The sequence below is a fragment of the Streptomyces sp. NPDC060064 genome (assembly GCF_042736455.1).
Lineage (GTDB): Bacteria > Actinomycetota > Actinomycetes > Streptomycetales > Streptomycetaceae > Streptomyces.
The window spans coordinates 1-17731 of record NZ_JBHWWF010000074.1 but is presented as its reverse complement, the minus strand read 5'-3'; the positions used below and the strand labels follow the sequence as shown (position 1 = coordinate 17731).

Sequence of the window (17731 nt, the reverse complement as noted above, 5' to 3'; positions counted from 1 at the left end):
TCCTCCGGATACGGAGACTTGCGTCCCACCTGGACATCCCTCCCTGGACCATCAAGATCCATTGTCAGGGTGTCCACTCCAAAGGATCAGCCTCAGGGCCGGACTGCCCCTACGCGTCGGACTCTCCGCGGACCCGGCGCCACCCGGGCGGGACAGCACAGCCTCGGTGTACTGATCGATGACCGGGCGAGCTGTGAGCCGAGCAACCTGATGTCCATGTGAGTATCAGCTGCTCAGGTATGTGATTGAGGAACCGAGGAGCGTGGTTGTGGGGACGCGAACGTCGGATAGCGGGCTCGTGTCCCCGCCAGACTGGAACGCTAGCCCCTTCCATGTGCGCAAGGATGTGATCGTGATGTTTACCGCCGCCGATCCGCTGGTCGACCGGATCGCTGACACGGACGACCCCCCGGACGATGAGAGGCGGCGCGTACTGCCCCGCCCGCGTAAGCCGGTCGACAGAGAGACGTGGCCCCTGAAGCGCCAGCCGGAGGCGGCTGGCGCTGACGCGAGCCACATCACGTGGCGAAGCGCTGCTGAGGTTGAACTCGCAGTGGCGGGTGGGGGCCTGATGTTTCGTGATCGTTGCGGTATGCCGGAGCTATGAGGTATGCGCAGGGAGGCGGGCTGACGCCGAAGAAGCAGGCGGCTCGTGAGCAGGTGAGGCTGGGGGCCGCGGAGGGGTTCGTGCGTGGGGAGAGGACCACGGACATCGCGCGTGAGCTTCGGGTCGGCGAACGCCAGGTGGAGAAATGGCGCCGGACGTGGCGTGAGGGCGGGGCGGAAGCGCTGCGCTCGAAGGGGCCGATGTGCGTGGAACGTCTGAGTCCTGGGCTATGGGAGTGTCTCGTGCGGGAGTTGGAGCGCGGAACGCCGGCGCACGGTTGGGATGAAAAAGTCCGCGATCCAGGTCGCGATCTTCAGCCGTGCCTCGGCTCGGGTGGCGAAGCGGTGCCGGTGGACGTACTCGACCTTGATCGACGAGTGGAACGACTCCGCGGCGGCGTTGTCGAGGGCCGAGCCCACGCGTCCCATGGACTGCACCACGCCCAGGCGGGCACACAGGCTGTTGTACGCCTCACTCGTATATTCCGACCCGCGGACGCTCTCCTGTACGTCAACCCTTCCGAACTGATCGGTAGGGCGTGCTGTCCTGCTTGATCGCGTAGTACGCCTCTCGGGCGACGTACCGTTTGAGGCAGCGGATGATCTCCATCTTCGACTTGCCCTCGGCGGTGCGGCGTTCGACGTACTTCTTTGTGTCCTCGTCGTAGTGGAGTCGGCAGACGACGGCCATGTGAACGGCGGAGTTGGCCTGGCGGTCACCGCCTCGGTTGAGCCGGTGACGCTGGACCTTGCCGGAGGAGGCAGGCAGCGGGGCGACAGAGTTTGGCGAAGCGGGCCTCGTCCGTGACGCGTTCGGGATTGTCGCCGCAGGTGACCAGCAGCTGGGCGGTTTCTCGATGCCGAACCCGGTCCGTTCCAGCAGCAGCGCAGCATCTGCAGCGCGACGCGGCGGGCCTTGACCGGGGTGGAGCGGGCGACGCGCAGGACACGTAAGGATTCGACCATGCCGGTGCGGGTCTTGGGCGTGATGGTGCGGTTGCCGGCCAGGGCGGCGTGAGCGGCGTTCTCGGCATCGAGGGTGTCGTCCTTGCCGCGACGGCGCCGGTCGGAACGGTCGGGCCGGTTGACCTCAAGGATCTCGATACCGGCCTGCTGAAGATGGCGCAGGAGACCGGCGCCGTAGGAGCCGGTGCCCTCGATCCCGATGCGGCGCACGTCACCGAAGGTACGCATCCATCGGAGCATGGCGCGGTAACCGGCGCAGGTGGTGGAGAACGCCTCGGTGCCCAGGACCTGGTCGTCGGTGTCGATCACAGCAGCGACATGCAGGACTTTGTGGGTGTCCACGCCGCCGATGACGGCGCGGGAGATGGATGGGATGCTGGCCATGTCGGCCTCCTCGTGGACGAGAGCGCGGTAGGTCGGCGCACGGTCACCGAGGCGGCGGACAAGACAGTGATGGGACCTTGGCCAGGCTGCTCTCCTTAAGTCACTCCCGTCGGCGAGGCGAGCGCCTCGCCGGGATGCTCCCGGGCCACCGACAAGTCCGAGGAAGGACAGCGCCGTCGGTCGGAGTGCGGGTCAGGAGGCCGCGAGAGCATCCCGGCACCGGCATCCTCGCGCGTCCGTCGCTGTGAGGGTAAGAGGCCCGGGACATCCGGTACTTCACATACTCACTGTCCGAGTGGAAAATCACGCCGTCCACCGGTGCCGCCGCGCGTCGCGTCGGCCATCTTGAGTGAAGCGCTGACCAGGGCCGCATCGTGCCGGTCGCCCATCGCGTAGCCCAGTACCCGGCGCGAGAACGCGTCATGGACGGACGCGAGGTAGAGCTTGCCCTCGCCGGTCTCGATCTCGGCCATATCGCCCCACCACAAGACGTCCGGAGCGATCGCGTCGAACCGGCGGCGCACCAGGTCACGCGCCGCTTTCCGTTTGCCCTGCCGGGTCAGGCACCGGCGCGGGGGCTTGCAACCCTGCAGGCCGAGCCCGGCCATGATCTCGGCGACGGTGTTCTGCGACACCTGCCAGCCCTCGGCCCACAGATCCAGCGTGACCCTGGGCGAGCCGTACGTCCGGCCCGACGCGTTGAAGAAGTGGGTAATCCGCTCGGCCAGCGCGGCCCCTCTGACCTCGCGTTTCGGGCTGCTCAGGGCGGCTGCGCCATTTGTAGAACCAGGACTCGGACACCCCGAGTGCCCGGCAGGAGACGGTGTGCGGGACGTGGTGCCCGGTCCGCTGGTCGGCGATGAAGGCCGCGACCGTCACTTCGTCGCCTCCTTCACCCAGAGGACCACGGAACGCTTGAGGACATCGCGCTCCATCCCGATCTCGGTGTTCTCCTTGCGTAGCTGCTTGTTCTCCTCGCGCAGCCTGCGAAGTTCCTCGCGCTCGGACTCGTTCAGCCCGCCCGCGGCCTCCGCGTCCGCGCGCACCCGGGCCCGGTGGACCCAGGTCTGCAGCGTGCCCTCATGCACGCCCAGATCCCGCGCGACCTCCGCGGCCTACTTCCCCGTCTCCAGCACGATCCGTACCGCACCCTCACGAAACGGCGCGTCATACGAACGTCGCTTCCCACTTCCCACCCATGACCCTCAACTTCCCCTTCAGTCACACCTCCACGCTACGAGGGGAAAGGCCATTCTTCGGCGCGCTGAAAAACGAACTGATCCACCGCACTGCGTTCCCGAGCCGTGAGCATGCGCGGCGGGCAATCGTCCGCTACATCGAAGGACCCCGGCAGAGGTCCAAGCCGAATACGAAGCCATCCAGCTCGCGGCATAGAACCACACCCATATACGGTGTCCGGAAAACTCGAGGCGGCTCACCCCTGTCGATGGCCGCTCTTGAGGCACTGACGGCCGTCTGTGCCGACGAGTTGTCAAAAGGGGATCCGGAGGTGGCTTGATATAACTGTCCCGTGGCGGAGATACACCGCCTCATCATCTCCACTGGTCACACTGGCAAAGAATCAGCCAGACACGCGCCCGCGACAGCCACTACAAACGTCGAGGACACACCGCGCAACTGAGACTGCAATACTAGTAGGCTGAATTCACCTTGTCGATCGATCCGTAGCGGTGAGCCGCATAGTTACACGCAGCTACAATATTCGCAATTGGGTCGTAAATGTCCCATGAGGTGCCGTCCACATGGTACTTTTGAAATGTTGGGTCAATGACCTGCATGAGTCCCTTCGATGGAATTCCCGCTCTCGCATTTGAATCCCACAGGTTGATTGCGAAGACGTCGCCGCTCGACTCTCGCATGAGGTTCCGATAGATCCCGTCATAGCTACCGGGAATCCCTTTCTCCCGCATCACCAGCAAAGCTCGCTTGATCCAGCTGTCAAGCCGACTCGTGTCTACGATCTTTGCGGATGCGGGAGTGGGCAGAAGTGCGGCGCTCGCCCCCATGAGGATCGCGATCACAGCTAGACCGACTGTCAAGTGTTTGAAGATCACGAACACGGATCGCCTTGAAAGAGCGAAAGTACGCATGACCGTTTGCCTTTCACTTGAAAAATCCATGGGATGATGATCACCTATAAGGTGGAAGGCGCTGTGGCTCCGGACCTAGCAGCGGCGAAATCCGTCAGTCTGGAAATTTCCTTGGAAAATTGGTAGTTCACATCCAGTACGCACCATCCACGCCATCAACTCATGAGTCATTCATGCTTAAAATCAATCTGCTCGCCGCTTGGTCCACCGGATCCGAGCGTCCGCCGGCCGAACTCTGGCGTGGGTCGGGGGTCCAACTCCGCGGCCCCTGTACTGCGCTCGATGGCGGACGGAACGCGGTCCGTAGGTGGGGCTGCGGCTGGGAAGCCGAGTGAGACACGCGGTTCTTGACGACGCGCCTCCTCGCGCTCATGCCCTGGTGCAGCAGGAGGAGACAGTCCTCAATGGACATGTCTCATGCACGGCTATCGCGCGTACCCGATACGGATGTCCGCGCTCGGCAGATCCGGATCGACCGCGGCGGGCACCGGCGCTCCGGGCCGCCACGGCTGGCCGGGCTCGCGGTCGGCCGGCGTCTGCACCCGGAGCTCCTTCGCGAGCTTCGGTACCTTGGTGAAGCGGCCGGTGTGGTAGGTACCGGCGACCGGGTGTTGTCACGTTGGTGGGGGTGAGGGTGTGTCAGGCCGTGGTCGGCCCGGGTGCCGGCTCTGGGTCAGGCCACTGCGGGCACAGCGGCGACGCCGGTGATCTGGTCCCAGATGGTGAAGCGGACGGTCATCTCGAAGCGGTAGCGGGCGGCGGCCATCAGATGTCGGTGGGGTCGGAAGGGGGTGAGATCCCGGAGAACGCGGACAGGAAGCGTTGCGCCCCGCCGACGGTCCGGAAGCCTTTCATGGCGCGTTCGCGCTGCCTCGTTGGCTGGTGGGAGTTCTCCGCCCGGTTGTTCAGTCCCTTGTGGGAGCGGTGCTCCACCGACGGCATCACCTCGCGGTGGGCCGCGCCGTAGGAGCGGAGCTTGTCCGTGACGACCACCCGCGGCACCGACCCGGTCTGCTTGATCAGCCGGCGGAAGAAACGCCTGGCTGCAGCCTTGTCACGACGGTTCTGGACGAGGATGTCGAGGACCATGACGTCGGCGTCGACGGCCCGCCACAGGTACTTCTGCTCGCCGTTGCTCTTGATGAACGCCTCGTCGGGATGCCACTTGTCACCGGGGCTGGGACGCCGCCGGCGCAGGGCATTGGCGTACGTCTGGCCGAACTTCAGCGACCAGCGCCGGACGGTCTCGTAGGAGACAACGACGCCATGCTCCAGCATCAGCTCCTCGACCTCGCGGTAGCTGAGGGGGAAGCGGAAGTACAGCCACACGCAGTGCGAGATGATCCCGACCGAATAGCGGTGGTTTTTGTACGACGGCGCCGTGGACGACACGACGGCTCCCCTCCCCAGACCCACACAACCCGAAGATCATCCCACCCCCACCGGCAACGCGACAGTGCCCTTCCGGGAGTTGGAGTCGCAGCGGATGCTGACCAACGCGGAGGTGTAGAAGACCCGCTGCAGGCGCCGGTGGTAGGCCATGGGCCGGTGGAGGTTGCCGCTGACCGTTCCCGAGTCCTTGGGTGCGGGAGCGGCTCCGGCGAAGGCTGCCAGGGCGTCCGGGGAGTCGAAGTCGTCCAGGTTGCCGCCGACGGAGGCGAGGAACTCGGCGCCGAGGATCGGGCCAATGCCGGGGACACTCTCGACTATGCCTGCGAGTTCGTGCTCGCGAAACCGGCCCTCGATGAGCATGTCGGTCTCGGTGATCTGCTCGTTGAGGGACATCACCTCCTCGGCCAGGGTATTGACCATCTTCGCGATGGTCCTCTCCCCGGGGACGGCGGTGTGCTGGCGCTCGGCGGCCTCGACCACTGTTTCGGCGAGGGCTCTCGCGCTTCGGACCTTGCGGTTAGCGAGCCACTTGGTCAGGCGCGTGGCCCCGGCGCGACGGATCGCAGCGGGGGTCTGGTAGCCCGTCAGCAGCTTGAGGGGGCCGGTGTTGGTGACGTCCAGGGCCCGTTCCAGGGCAGGGAACATGCTCAGCAGGGTGCCGCGCAGGCGGTTCACGACGCGGGTGCGGTCCTCGACCAGGTCGGCCCGGCGTCCGGTCAGCAGTCGCAGTTTGATAGCTGCCTCGTCGCCGGGGGCGGATGGGCCGCAGGTCCCGGCGCATCCTGGCCTGGTCGGCGATGACGTAGGCGTCGCGGGCGTCGTTCTTGCCTTCGCCGCGGTAGGCATCGGAGGCCCGGTTGACCAGGCGGCCGGGGCGGATTCGAGCGCGGCGGATGGCAGCGCCCGGCCGGGCCGCTCTTCGACAACGAGGCCGCGACGTTCCTCGCCGAGGTCTACCAGCGCGCCGGCGCCTTCCTGTTCGGCCGGCGGACCTGCGAGATCTTTGCCGGCTGACGGTGGCCACTTTGATCCGGCGGACCTCGGAGCTCCGTGGCCGGTGCTTGTGGTGCGGCCCTGGAGCGGGATCTCGTGCCAGGGAAACGCGACCTCCTGGACCGGGTTCTGCCGCAGTAGGTAGAGGACGAGCACCACCGACCGGTACAAGCCCAGCGCCCACATGCGCTCTGGCTGCGGTCCGCCGGGATCCGCACGCAGCTTCGCGTGAACGCGGGTGACCAGTTCCGCAAGTTGTTCCTCTGCCAGCCCTGTCGTAACGTTCCAGCTTGACGGCCCTGCCCCAGTAGTGATCTGACGTCTTTGCAACATCAGACTACGGAGCAGGGCCAGCTTGATGATCAAGGGAACCAGGGTACGAACCCCCGTGAACAACCCTCATGGGTGCGGCCCCCCGAAAGCCGGGGGGGGCGCACCCATGCCACTTCTATTGATTAGGCCTCATCGCCTTAGCCGAACCACGGCTGTGGCCATACCTTGAGCATAAAATTCTGAGCGGGACGATATACGCCGCTTTGGTCACGACAGTCCACGTGAATGTACTTCCCTGGCAGGCCTGCTGAAAGGATACCGGCCTCCGTGGTTTCAGTTCCCGCCCGGGTGTAACGGTACGTACCGGATCCGGTGAAGGGGGTTATATAAGTCTGCGCGACGACTGGACTCTTCCCTTCCTGTTGAACTGATATTCTAGTATATCCCGCGCATCCAGCGCTTCCAGACTTGTATGCGACGGCAAAATACTTCCACGGCTTCAGATTGGGGGTTACTGTCACTACGCCATTCGTGGGATTTTGCCCCTTCTCTCCGGAATACTCTGGCACCTTACACAGAGTGGGCACTTGAGAGGCCGACATGAAGACAGACTTCAAAGTCAGGACCGCGCGCGCACCGCCCAGGTCGGATACTGGAAGGTCTAGCGGGAGAGACCGGCTGGAGCTTTTGTCTCCATACTGGAAGGTCAGAGGCTTGATCCCACCCTCTCCCCAGCGAGGATCGGTTGATTCCTTACCGATATAGTACGTAGTGCGTTTGTCACCGTTTACAGTTGATTTTGGATAGCCGTCCGGCAGGCCGAGAACTGGCGCCCCGCTCAATTCGACTGCATACGTTTGAAGAACGGGGGCAAACCAGGCGGCGGCGAGACTAAGAGGGCCATACTTCTGCACGCGCCTGTATTCCTCACCATTCCCGATTTCTTCCGAAACCTCCCTTCCGAATTGATTTTCGAATGCTTCTTCGAAAGAGTAGGTGAGGGTGTTTGAGATCTTGGTTTCAATTCCCGTACCGAGGAGTCCAGCTTTTTCTGTGAGTTCAACGGCAAGGGAGTTGCTGATTCCGTGTTTTACCGACTGGCTGGTCGATACGCTCCTCTTTACTGTTTGTTTTGCGGATGTGCTCGAAACGAAAGTAGTTTCACTCCCTTCCTTCATGCAATTTTGATTGAGCACACCGCCCGCCATATAGTCCTTACCCGCGAATTTTCCCCCAATGGGGATAAGATTCCAATGACATTGCCCTGAATTCGTTTTACACCAATCCAGGTAGCTTGTCATTGCAATGGCGGCATCCGAAGCCGTATTGAAGTGATGGGTATACCATGCGGCACCCGGAGTTGGGTAATCATACCAGGTGTAATTATACGTCTTTCCGTTAACGGTACGGGTCTCCGCCTGTGCCGACGTCGCCGAGAAAAGACAGGAGAACGTTGCTGACACGGCGAGCAAGGGAATAAGAGCGGTACGTCTTATCCGCAGCGAGCTGCTCATTTTTTCACCGCTTTACTGACATTTTGGATGTTGTTAGATGCGTTGAGGCGTCTTTTTGTAATTAACAGGACACAAGTTCGTGCGAGGAAAGACTAGACATTGACTGGGCTTGCCACATGGGTAAGTGGTACTCCAACGTAGTTGGCGTCGATGCTGTCGGTTCGTACACGTGGTCGTGGCGATGGCAAGATTTTCGTAGCCGGAGATCATCTTGATGCGGTGGGCGGCCCTTCCGCGTATTGGGCAGCCTTTGGATGTGTTCTGTTGAACTGGTCAGGATGTTACCGCAGTTGGCAAACTTGGTGGTGGTCTCGGTTGATGTCTCTGGTCCTGTTCTGGTGCTCTCTGCCCGTACGAGATCGTGTTCTCCGGCAGGGTGTACGGGGTGCGGCACCAGTGCGATTGCAAAGTCCTGGTGATCTCGTGAGTGTGCAGGTCGCGGCGGTGTGACGATGCCAGGAGGGCGGGAGACCACAGGCAACGAAGCTCCGTTGTGGAGGTGACCTTGCCAAGTCGCCTGTGCCCAACAGAGCTTCGATGTGTCGTCAGTCTGCCACCGTCTGCCTGGTCAAGTCGCCCACCCGTCAGGATCGTGCGACGGGTTCCTTGACTGCACGGCTGGCCACGCTCGCCGATCCGCGGTGTCGGCGCGGGAAGCGTCACCCCTTCGTGGCAGTGCTGCTGATCGCCTGCTCCGCCGTGGTGAGCAGGGCGAGGAGCTTCGTGGCAATCGATGAGTGGGCGGCCGACGCCCCGCAGGATGTCCTGGCCCGGCTCGGTGCCCGCTCCACGACCGCCCTGGCCGTGCGGATCCCGCCCAGCGGTGCAACGATCCGCCGGGTCATCAAGGACACCTGCCCTGGGACCAGGCGACGGCCAAGTTCTACGACCGCATCACCGGCCACGGCCGCAAGGAGACCCGGGTCGTCATGGCCCTGACCGTCACCGGCCTCGGCGTCGACTTCCCGCACGCCGCCCAGGTCGCCAAGGCCGTACGGCACCGCACCGATACCAAGACCGGCAAGCAGAGCCGCGAGACGGTCTACGTAATCACCGACCTGACCAGCCGCCAGGCATCCCCTGAGCGGATCGCGAAGATCTTGAGGGCCCACTGGGTGATCGAAAACAGGCTCCACTTCATCCGGGACACCGCCTTCCGCGAGGACGCCTCCAAGATCCGCACCGGGCACAGCCCGGAGAACATGGCGACCCTGCGCAGTTTCGCCATCAACCAGCTCCGCACTGCCGGCCACACCAACATCACCGCCGGACTCCGCAGGACAGCCCTCCGCCCCTACGAGCGGCCACTGGCCATCCTCGGACTCAACTGACCCTGCACTGACGCACGACCAACGGACTTTGCAATCCAACGCCGGGAAGTTAAGTCGTCGCAGTCGGTGTCAAGTACGTCGTGGCGCTCGCGCTCGGCAGGCAGGGCTCCTGCTATGAGAGGAAGTCGACGAAGACAACTCTCGCTCTGCAGGAGCCCTGTTGAAGCACCAGTCTGCCATCCGGGATGTCCGCGAGCCGGGACATCTCGGTGTCCTGACCCAGAGGATTCCTCCGCGCTTGATCGATGAGGTCCTGAGCGTGACCAAACGTCAGGAGCGCCGGGTGCGTCTGCTGCCGGCCCGCGTGGTCGTGTACTTCGTGCTGGGCATGGCACTGTTCAGCACCGAGAGCTACCACGGCGTATGGGCCAGCCTCGTCAAGGGCCTCAGCAGCCGGTTCACCGTCCCGTCCACAGCGGCATTATCGCAGGCCAGAAGTCGTCTCGGGGCAGCCCCTCTCGAAGAGCTGTTCCGTCGTATCTCCGGCCCGGTTGCCACCCGCGCGACGGTGGGAGCCTTCTGGCGAGGACTGCGGCTTACCGCCTGGGACGGCGTGCACCTGGAAGTCGCCGACAGCGACATGAACGCGACCGCCTTCGGACATATCCACGGCTGGCGCGGACGCTCCGTTTATCCACTGGTCCGGATGGCCGCACTGGTGGAATGCGGCACCCGATCCGTACTGGACGCGGCCTTCGACGCTCACGCCACCGCGGAAAAGACGCTCGCCCAGCGCCTGCTCGGCAGCCTCTGCCCCGGCATGCTGCTCCTCGCCGACCGCAACTTCGACGGCTACGAACTGTGGGGCCAAGCCCGCGACACCGGCGCTCACCTGCTATGGAGGGCCAAGGGCGTACGGCTGCTGCCCCTGCCTGACACCGCTGCCGGACGGCTCCTACCTGTCTTTCCTGCCGGGCCGCACCCACCGCAAGCGTCCGGAAGCCGGACACCCAGTCCGCGTCGTCGAGTTCAGTCTTACCGTCGCCACCGGTGACGGCGGCGAACGTAGCGAGCACTACCGACTGCTGACCACCCTGACAGGGCACCGCCGCCACCCTGCCGAGCAGCTGGCAGCTCTCTACCACCAGAGATGGGAGATCGAGACCGCCTACTTCGGCCTCAAGGTCACCCTGCGCGCACCCGACCGCATCCTGCGCTCACAGTCCCCCGCCGGGGTGGCACAGGAGATCTACGCCTACTTGATCGTCTACCAGGCCCTTCGGCGCGGCATGCACCGCACCGCCCGCCGGCTCGACATCGCCCCCCACCGTGTGTCCTTCACCGTCGCACTACGCGCCGCCCGACACAGCGTCGTCACCGCCGATCACCAGCAACCAGAGGACAGCGCAGGCTAGGCTTTCCACCAGACCCTGACCGACGAGACCCTGCCAAATCGACGATCACACCGAGTCAGCCCCCGAGCCGTGAAACGCCCGGTGTCTCCCTTCGCCAAGAGACAGATCAAGGCGCTGCGCGAGAGTCGAACCGCACGACACGCGACCTACACCATCCGCCTCCGGCCAGCCCCCGACACCCCCTTGACACCGACTGCGACGACTTAACTTCCCCCCTGCCTGGAAGAAGAAGGGTGGGAGGGAGCGGGCGGCATGTGAGGAGCGGTTCGGGGGGATCGGGTGCCCGCGGGTTCCTTGCGCGCGTCGGCCGGGGGGCGCGCGGTCGGGGCAGGTCTGCCCCGGCGCCGTTGATCGGTGGAAGAAGGGAGCGGGAAAGGAGGGTGGGGCGGTCCACGGACGGAAGGATTCGCTGGGTCCGTCCGAGGACCGTCCTTCCCGGGCGGCAGGCGTAAGGAGCTTTAGCCTCGCCCACCGTCCTTTCCCTTCTCACACCATCGCCCCGCCTGCCGCAGGACAGCCACCGGGGCACGCCGAACGGGGGAGTCGGGGGCGGATCCTCCCCGCCCGCCTTTGAAGGAGGCCGGGCCCCGATTCTTCGGGGCTCGGCCTCTTTCGGTTATCCGTCTATCCGTCAGATTCAGGTGGAGAAGCCGATGGTGGGAGCGTTCTCGTACGCTCCCCGGCCGGAGCCCAGATCTGCGATCTGGGTATCCCACGCTTCGTCCAGGGCTTCCGGGTCTTCACCTCACTGGCCTGTGTGTCCACGATCGGGGAGCTCCGTGCCAGTAGCAGCGAGGCACCCAGGATCAAGTGACGCCGACGGAATCACGGGACGCTAGGGGTTGGGGGTGCTGGTGGGGCGGAAGGGTTCGCATCGGTTGTGGAGGAATTCGGGGGTCAGGGGGTGTCGGGTGATGGGGCAGCTGGTTTCCCAGAGTTGCTCGTTCTTGGTGAGGAGTGTGATCTGCAGGTTGTCGCGGGCGCTGGTCAGGGAGACGCTTGCGACTGGGGTGGAGGGGTAGTTGCGGATGTTCGACAGCGGGACCCAGCGGTGAAGGGGAGTGGCACGGTCGAGGACTTCGCGCTGGATCCACGCCTCGCCAGTCGAGTCGATCAACGCCCGGTAGATACCTCCCTGGGCGCTTTCCGAGGTGATGTACAACGTGGGTCCCGCAGGACCGGTCGCCCCGGTGGCACCGTCCGTCCCGGCAGGTCCGGTGACACCTGTTCCGGTCGCTCCGGTCGCTCCGGCAGGTCCGGTGACGCCTTGCGGACCGGTGGCTCCGTCAGTGCCGTTTGTTCCCGCCGGACCGGTGGAACCCGTCGCACCGTCCGCCGGACCCGTGGCACCCTGCGGACCCGTGGGACCCGTCGCACCGTCAGTGCCGTCGACTCCGGGGGTTCCCTGGGGTCCCGTGACACCGTCGGCGCCGGTGACGCCCTGCGGACCGGTCGTTCCCTGCGGACCGGTGACGCCGTCAGCACCCGTCGCACCCGTGGCTCCGTCGGCGCCGGTGGTTCCCTGGGGTCCGGTGGCTCCGTCGGCGCCGGTAACACCCTGCGGTCCGGTCGCGCCGTCCGTTCCGGCAGGTCCAGCAGGACCGGTGACACCCGTTCCGGTCGCTCCGGTCGCTCCGGTCGCTCCGGGGGTTCCCTGCGGACCCGTGGGACCGTCGGTGCCGTCGACTCCGGCGATTCCCTGGGGTCCGGTAACGCCCTGTGGTCCCGTCGTTCCCTGTGGTCCGGTGGCTCCGGCAGGCCCGGTGGCTCCGTCGGCGCCGTCGACGCCGGGGGTTCCCTGGGGTCCGGTGGCACCGGTGACGCCCTGCGGGCCCGTCGCACCCGTGGCGCCGGTGAGTCCGTCGGTACCGGTGGCACCGGTGACGCCCTGCGGGCCCGTGGCACCCGTGGCGCCGGTGTCGCCTGTGGCTCCGGTTGTGCCCGTTGGTCCTGTGGCTCCGACTCCGGTGGGTCCTGTCGGGCCGGTGTCGCCTGTGGCTCCGACTCCGGTGGGTCCTGTCGGGCCGGTGGGTCCGGTGTCGCCTGTTGCGCCTGTTGCGCCGGTGGGTCCGGTGAGGTCGTAGGTGAAGCTGAGGGTTGGGGTTGGGGTGGGGGTTGAGTCGGTCGTTGCGACGGCTCCGCTTACCAGTGATGCGGAGTAATACGCGGATCCGGCTCCGCCGCCGCCACCGCCGAAGGAGGGCCCAGGGTCGAAGCCGCCGCCGCCGCCGCCGAACCAGCCGCCGCCACCACCACCGCCGCCGAGGGGGTTGAAACCGCTGCCGGCGCCAGCGCCCTGACCGCCACTACCGGCGGAGCCGTTACCGCCATCGCCGCTGCCGCTGTCGTCCCAGTCGCCGAGGCCGCCGCCGCCACCGCTGCTGCTCCCGGCGCCGCCGCCGCCGCCGAAGCTGCCGCCGCCGCCGCCGCCACTTGCAACTTGCGGACTGACGGGGCCGCCAGAACCACCTGCGGCGGCGCCGTTGCCGCCGTTGCCTCCGGGTGTGCCGAAGTCGCCTCCCGCGCCCCCGCTAGAGCTTCCCCCAGTTCCAGGCGAGCCACCGAGACCGGCTCCGTTGCCCCCGCCGCCGCCGACTCCTCCGTCAGGGTTTTGGTCGGTGCCGCCACCGCCACCGCCACCAGCGGCGACGAGCAGTCGCGGGTCGGTGGTCGGGTCGCCGGTGAGGGTGCAGCCGATGGGGCAGGTCTGGATGGCACTGGCACCGCCGCCGCCACCACCACCACCAACACCAGAGGGAGCGGTATCGCCACCAGCAGCACCTCCGTTGAATCCACCGACGCCGGGAGTGGTTTGGCCGTTACCACCGGTCCCGCCGACCTCGACATAGAGTGCGTTGCCGGGGGTCACTAGAAGGGTGGCCGCCGTGACGGAGGTTCCCTTCCCGCCGCTGGCAACGCCAGAACTGCCAGTGCCGTTGCCGCCGGGGGCGCCGGTGGCGGTGATGGTGGTGAGTTGGATGACGCCGCTGGGGGTGGTGAATGCGAATTCGCCGCCGGTGTTGCCGGTGATGGTGTAGGAGCAGGTGACGGTGCCGCCGGTTTGGGTGGCGGTGATGCCTGTGGTGTCGCTGGTGGTGGTGTTGGTTCCGCAGTACGGGCCGACTGCGTGGGCGGGGGTGGTGAGGAAGGGGGTCAGGGGTGAGAGGGTGACTGCTCCGGTGGCGAGGGTGAGTGTGATGGTGGAGGCGAGACGGCGGGCCCGGCGTGTGGTGCGTGGCGGGGAGGGCGTCGGCATCGGGTCGGCTGTGGAGTGGGGTGCCGTCACATGAGCCATGGGGGTTCTTCCTCTTCTTGTGTTCTGGGCGGTGGGGTATCACACACCGTCTGGTGGTTCCCCGGGATGCGGCTGGGTGTGGTAGTGCGGTTTTCAGCTTGGTGGGGGAAGAGGTTTGTTTGTTGGTGGCGCGTGGACTCTGATATCTGATGGAGCATCAGATTGATCCGGTTGGTGGTGATTGAATACTTCGACCGGGTGTGTGAATCTGATCTTGACTCTGTCGGGGATCTTGGGGATTCCCGGCGGGGCAGCGTGATCAACGGGCATGCTCGGCTCTGTTCACGGACCGATGCAGTTGTCGAGGTGCCCGTTGTCGCTCCACGCCCGCTCTGGTGAGCAAGTCCCTTCTCTGACTGCGCGGACGGCGCGGGCGAGCAACCCGGGCGGTACAACGGCGATGTGGGTCAGAGACCACCTGGGCGGGCTGTGGCGGGACGAGGACTTCGCCGACTGGTACCCGCGCGATGGCCGCCCGGGGCTATCGCCCGCCCAGCTGGCCACCGTCTGCGTGCTGCAGTTCCTGCTCGGTCTGTCGGACCGGCAGGGGGCCGAGGCGGTCCGCTGCCGCATCGATTTCAAGTAGGCGCTGGCCATGGAACTGGACGATCCCGGCTTCCACCACAGCGTGCTGGCCGAACTTCCGCGAGCGTCTCACCGAGGGCGGCCGAGCCGACCGTCTCCTCGACCTCGCGCTCGCGCGCCTGAAAGAGCGTTTTGTCCCGGCGAGGTTGTTTGGTTCGAGGTTCAGGTGTCGCGCCAGTTCAGGGTGGATTCGCGAGTGAGTCTGCGGCTTATGAGATCGATCATCGCGACGTGGATTATGGCTTCGGAACGGTGGGGGTGGGTTTCGTAGTCGCGGGCCAGTCGACGGTGGTGCATCAGCCAGCCGAAGGTCCGCTCGACGACCCAGCGTCGCGGGATGACCTTGAAGCCTTTGACGCCTGGGGCGCGTTGGACGACTTCCAGGTCGATGCCGAGGCGGGCGCCGTGGTCGATGGCTTTGGTGCGGTAGCCGGTGTCGGCCCATGCTTTGGTCACGCGAGGGCGAGTGGCGGCGATGTGGGACATCAGGCGCATGCCGCCGACGTTGCCGGAAACGCTCGCCGCGGTGACCCAGACAGCCAGGAGCAGGCCGAGGGTGTCCACCCCGATATGGCGCTTGCGACCTGCGATTCTCTTGCCGGCATCGATGCCCTGGCTGGTCGCGGGCACGTTCGCGGAGGTCTTCACGCTCTGCGCATCCAGCACGCAGGCGGTTGGCTCGCCGTCGCGACCTTCGGCCTCCCGGACCAGGCGCCGTAGGAGACCGTTGAGTTGGTCGAAGACGCCTTCTTTTTGCCAGGCGGCGAAGTAGCCGTAGACCGTCTCTCACGGCGCGAAGTCGTGGGGCAGGTAACGCCAGGCAATGCCGGTGCGGTCGACGTAGAGGATGGCGTCCATGATGCGGCGCAGGTCATGCTCAGGCGGGCGACCGATGTCGAGACCCTTGCCTCTGCGCTCGGCCCGCCAGGTGGTGAGCGTGGGCCCGATCAGTTCCCAGCGTGCATCGGAGAGGTCGCTTGGATACGGGCGGTGTCGCGTCATGTTTCGGTAGTACCGTCGAGCAGGTCGCCTCCCCAGGGCGCAAACGAGGTCAACCGGGGGCGCATTGGGATCAGACAGGAGCGAACAGAACGAAACGGGTCGCCGAACGACGGCACAAATCCCTTGCCCCGCATCAGACACGTCTGCCCCGAGAGCCCCATACCGGCTCGGTCTGCGAATCGACGCCAAACAACCTCGCCGGGACAAAACGCTCTTTGAGAGGTCGTTTTCGTCTGTGATGCCCCTGTATCCAATGATTTTCTGACCGCTGGGTTGTGGTGCTCTTGCTGCTGGAGGTGTGGTTGAGTCCTGCTGGTCGGGTGGGGTGACAGGCGGGGTGAGATGTAGCTTGTGCCTGTCTCATCCCAGGACGCCCGGCCTTTGCGGCTGTGTGCTTCCATCCTCGTTGCCGTGCGCCTGGGCGCACTCGGTCCGCAGCGGTACGTCAGAAGCATGCCTACGCGACGCCCGTATCCGAGTGATCTGTCCGATGCCCGCTGGGAGTTGATCGAGCCGGTGCTGTCCGCCTGGCGCTTCGAGCGCCGCGGCCGGGCCCTGGACTTCGGCCGGCCGCCGGAGCACGACCTGCGCGACATCATGGACGCGATCTTGTATGTGGACCGCACCGGAGTCCAGTGGCGCTACCTCCCGCACGACTTCCCGCACTGGAACACGGTCTACGGATACTTCGCAAAGTGGGCTGAGGAAGGCGTGTTCGCCCAGCTCAACGGCCTGCTCAGGCAACTCTTACGGCAGAAGGAAGGGCGGGACGCCGAACCTTCTGCCTGCGTGATCGACGCCCAGAGCGTCAAGACCTCCACCAGCGTCCCCGTCTCCAGTCAGGGCACCGATGCCGGAAAAAGATCGTGGGCAGGAAGCGGAGCATCGTCATCGACACGATCGGCCTCCTGCTGGCCGTGCTGGTCACCGCGGCGAGCGTGCAGGACTCCGTGGCCGGCACCCAGCTCCTCGACCAGGTCGCCGTCGGCCATCCAGGCATCCGGAAGGTGTGGGTCGACGGCGGCTACCGCCAGCACCTCGTCGCGCACGCCGCCGGCCTTGGAATCGACATGGAGATCACCAGCCGCGCGCCCGGGACCAGGGGTTTCACCCCGATACCGAAGCGTTGGGCGGTGGAGCGGAGCGGACCTATGGCTGGCTCATGCTCCACCGCCGCCTCGCCCGGGACTACGAGACTCTCCCCGCCCGTTCCGAAGCCATGATCCACCTCGCCATGACCGACCTCATGGCCCGCCGCCTCGCCAGCGAGGCCACCATCTCCTGGCGCGACCCGACACCGCAGATCAAACAGCCGATTCCGGGATAAAACACTGGGAGAAAACGACCTCTCAGGCCGTGGGTGTCGAGGCGACGGGGCCGAACACCCCTGCCTGGTCCCGTAGCGCGGCCAGATCCGCAATGGCCTCCCCGCCGTCGGCGAGCATCACCGCCAGGTCGGCGGCGATCCGGCCCGGATCATGCCCCTTCCCGCGTGGCCGAAGCGGCCCGAGCGCGGCGGAGTACGCGGCGGTCAACCCGGTGGCATCGGCAAGATCCGCCAGCAACCGTGCCCCGGCATGCCCGACCACACCCGAACCATCGGCACTGACCTGGACCTTGGGACGCAACCCGATAGCGTCGGGTAGCGGGGACGCGTTACCGCGTCCCCGCCCCCTCAGAACCGTACGTGCGCGTCATCCGCGCATACGGCTCAAGCAAGCCCTGAAGGCTCTCGGGATTGCAGAGTCGCCCCATTGGCTGACGCCTTCGAGCGTTGTAGGCATGAGGCGTGGGCGAGGCGGAGTTGAACGCCGTCCGGTGTCTTCGCTCCCTGGTAGGCGATGTGTCGTGCCTTTATCGCTTTCCGGGTGGTGCGGAGCCATTGCTCCCACCCGGTTGGGGACTGTGGGGGCCGGTTGGCGTG

10 protein-coding genes and 8 pseudogenes are annotated in these 17731 nt (G+C 65.7%); 7 read left to right on the top strand and 11 right to left on the bottom strand.

Annotated features, from left to right (window positions below; genetic code table 11):
- Window positions 1-603: 603 nt before the first annotated feature.
- Window positions 604-789, top strand: a pseudogene (locus ACFWDI_RS39860) (helix-turn-helix domain-containing protein); the annotation flags it as partial.
- A gap of 45 nt (window positions 790-834) precedes the next feature.
- Here the strand turns inward: ACFWDI_RS39860 and ACFWDI_RS39855 are convergent.
- The 8 genes and pseudogenes from ACFWDI_RS39855 to ACFWDI_RS39820 all read right to left on the bottom strand — a co-directional run bounded on the left by ACFWDI_RS39855 (window position 835) and on the right by ACFWDI_RS39820 (window position 8239).
- A complete protein-coding gene (locus tag ACFWDI_RS39855; protein WP_385311873.1) occupies window positions 835-1035 on the bottom strand; it encodes an integrase core domain-containing protein in 201 nt (66 codons plus the stop codon).
- 82 nt (window positions 1036-1117) lie between these two features.
- Window positions 1118-1956: pseudogene (locus ACFWDI_RS39850) on the bottom strand (transposase).
- Between the two features lie 284 nt (window positions 1957-2240).
- A complete protein-coding gene (locus ACFWDI_RS39845; protein ID WP_385311876.1) occupies window positions 2241-2684 on the bottom strand; it encodes an IS3 family transposase in 444 nt (147 codons plus the stop codon).
- Window positions 2685-2831: 147 nt separating this feature from the next.
- Window positions 2832-3056: pseudogene (locus ACFWDI_RS39840) on the bottom strand (transposase); the annotation flags it as partial.
- A gap of 552 nt (window positions 3057-3608) precedes the next feature.
- Window positions 3609-4067, bottom strand: a complete 459-nt coding sequence (locus ACFWDI_RS39835; RefSeq protein WP_385311875.1) for a transglycosylase SLT domain-containing protein — start codon at window positions 4065-4067, stop codon at window positions 3609-3611.
- A 673-nt stretch (window positions 4068-4740) separates the two neighbouring features.
- A pseudogene (locus tag ACFWDI_RS39830) lies at window positions 4741-5459 on the bottom strand (IS6 family transposase).
- A 69-nt stretch (window positions 5460-5528) separates the two neighbouring features.
- Window positions 5529-6333 (bottom strand): annotated as a pseudogene (locus ACFWDI_RS39825) (IS110 family transposase); the annotation flags it as partial.
- A gap of 589 nt (window positions 6334-6922) precedes the next feature.
- Window positions 6923-8239: a hypothetical protein gene (locus ACFWDI_RS39820; protein WP_385311872.1), complete on the bottom strand. Its 1317-nt coding sequence runs from the start codon at window positions 8237-8239 to the stop codon at window positions 6923-6925.
- Between the two features lie 537 nt (window positions 8240-8776).
- On the opposite strand from ACFWDI_RS39820, the gene ACFWDI_RS39815 reads away from it, so the two are divergent.
- From ACFWDI_RS39815 to ACFWDI_RS39800, 4 genes are all read left to right on the top strand, one after another.
- Window positions 8777-9178, top strand: coding sequence for a transposase family protein (locus tag ACFWDI_RS39815; RefSeq protein ID WP_385311870.1), 402 nt, complete (start codon window positions 8777-8779; stop codon window positions 9176-9178).
- Window positions 9169-9570: an ISAs1 family transposase gene (locus tag ACFWDI_RS39810; RefSeq protein WP_385311868.1), complete on the top strand. Its 402-nt coding sequence runs from the start codon at window positions 9169-9171 to the stop codon at window positions 9568-9570. The genes ACFWDI_RS39815 and ACFWDI_RS39810 overlap by 10 nt, the downstream gene beginning before the upstream one ends.
- Before the next feature lie 259 nt (window positions 9571-9829).
- The gene (locus ACFWDI_RS39805; RefSeq protein WP_385311865.1) at window positions 9830-10564 is read left to right on the top strand and encodes an IS4 family transposase; all 735 of its coding nucleotides are present in this window, start codon (window positions 9830-9832) and stop codon (window positions 10562-10564) included.
- Window positions 10565-10745: 181 nt separating this feature from the next.
- Window positions 10746-10925, top strand: coding sequence for a hypothetical protein (locus tag ACFWDI_RS39800; RefSeq protein WP_385311863.1), 180 nt, complete (start codon window positions 10746-10748; stop codon window positions 10923-10925).
- An 835-nt stretch (window positions 10926-11760) separates the two neighbouring features.
- Here ACFWDI_RS39800 and ACFWDI_RS39795 read toward each other — a convergent pair.
- The gene (locus tag ACFWDI_RS39795) at window positions 11761-14220 is read right to left on the bottom strand and encodes a hypothetical protein (RefSeq protein ID WP_385311862.1); all 2460 of its coding nucleotides are present in this window, start codon (window positions 14218-14220) and stop codon (window positions 11761-11763) included.
- 400 nt (window positions 14221-14620) lie between these two features.
- Here ACFWDI_RS39795 and ACFWDI_RS39790 point away from each other — a divergent pair, with 400 nt between their 5' ends.
- Entirely contained in the window at window positions 14621-14806 is a 186-nt protein-coding gene (locus ACFWDI_RS39790) for a transposase (RefSeq protein WP_385311860.1), read from the top strand.
- 161 nt (window positions 14807-14967) lie between these two features.
- On the opposite strand, the pseudogene ACFWDI_RS39785 reads toward ACFWDI_RS39790, so the two are convergent.
- Window positions 14968-15807 (bottom strand): annotated as a pseudogene (locus ACFWDI_RS39785) (IS5 family transposase).
- Between the two features lie 453 nt (window positions 15808-16260).
- On the opposite strand from ACFWDI_RS39785, the pseudogene ACFWDI_RS39780 reads away from it, so the two are divergent.
- Window positions 16261-17134 (top strand): annotated as a pseudogene (locus tag ACFWDI_RS39780) (IS5 family transposase).
- Window positions 17135-17159: 25 nt separating this feature from the next.
- On the opposite strand, the pseudogene ACFWDI_RS39775 reads toward ACFWDI_RS39780, so the two are convergent.
- A pseudogene (locus ACFWDI_RS39775) lies at window positions 17160-17441 on the bottom strand (IS1380 family transposase); the annotation flags it as partial.
- Window positions 17442-17731 lie beyond the last annotated feature (290 nt).

What these genes read in the sequence shown, in the direction of transcription:
- ACFWDI_RS39855 (WP_385311873.1), bottom strand. Translation starts at nt 1,035, where the DNA reads ATGGGACGCGTGGGCTCGGCCCTCGACAACGCCGCCGCGGAGTCGTTC.
- ACFWDI_RS39835 (WP_385311875.1), bottom strand. Translation starts at nt 4,067, where the DNA reads ATGCGTACTTTCGCTCTTTCAAGGCGATCCGTGTTCGTGATCTTCAAA.
- ACFWDI_RS39820 (WP_385311872.1), bottom strand. Translation starts at nt 8,239, where the DNA reads ATGAGCAGCTCGCTGCGGATAAGACGTACCGCTCTTATTCCCTTGCTC.
- ACFWDI_RS39815 (WP_385311870.1), top strand. Translation starts at nt 8,777, where the DNA reads ATGTGTCGTCAGTCTGCCACCGTCTGCCTGGTCAAGTCGCCCACCCGT.
- ACFWDI_RS39810 (WP_385311868.1), top strand. Translation starts at nt 9,169, where the DNA reads ATGGCCCTGACCGTCACCGGCCTCGGCGTCGACTTCCCGCACGCCGCC.
- ACFWDI_RS39795 (WP_385311862.1), bottom strand. Translation starts at nt 14,220, where the DNA reads ATGGCTCATGTGACGGCACCCCACTCCACAGCCGACCCGATGCCGACG.
- ACFWDI_RS39790 (WP_385311860.1), top strand. Translation starts at nt 14,621, where the DNA reads ATGTGGGTCAGAGACCACCTGGGCGGGCTGTGGCGGGACGAGGACTTC.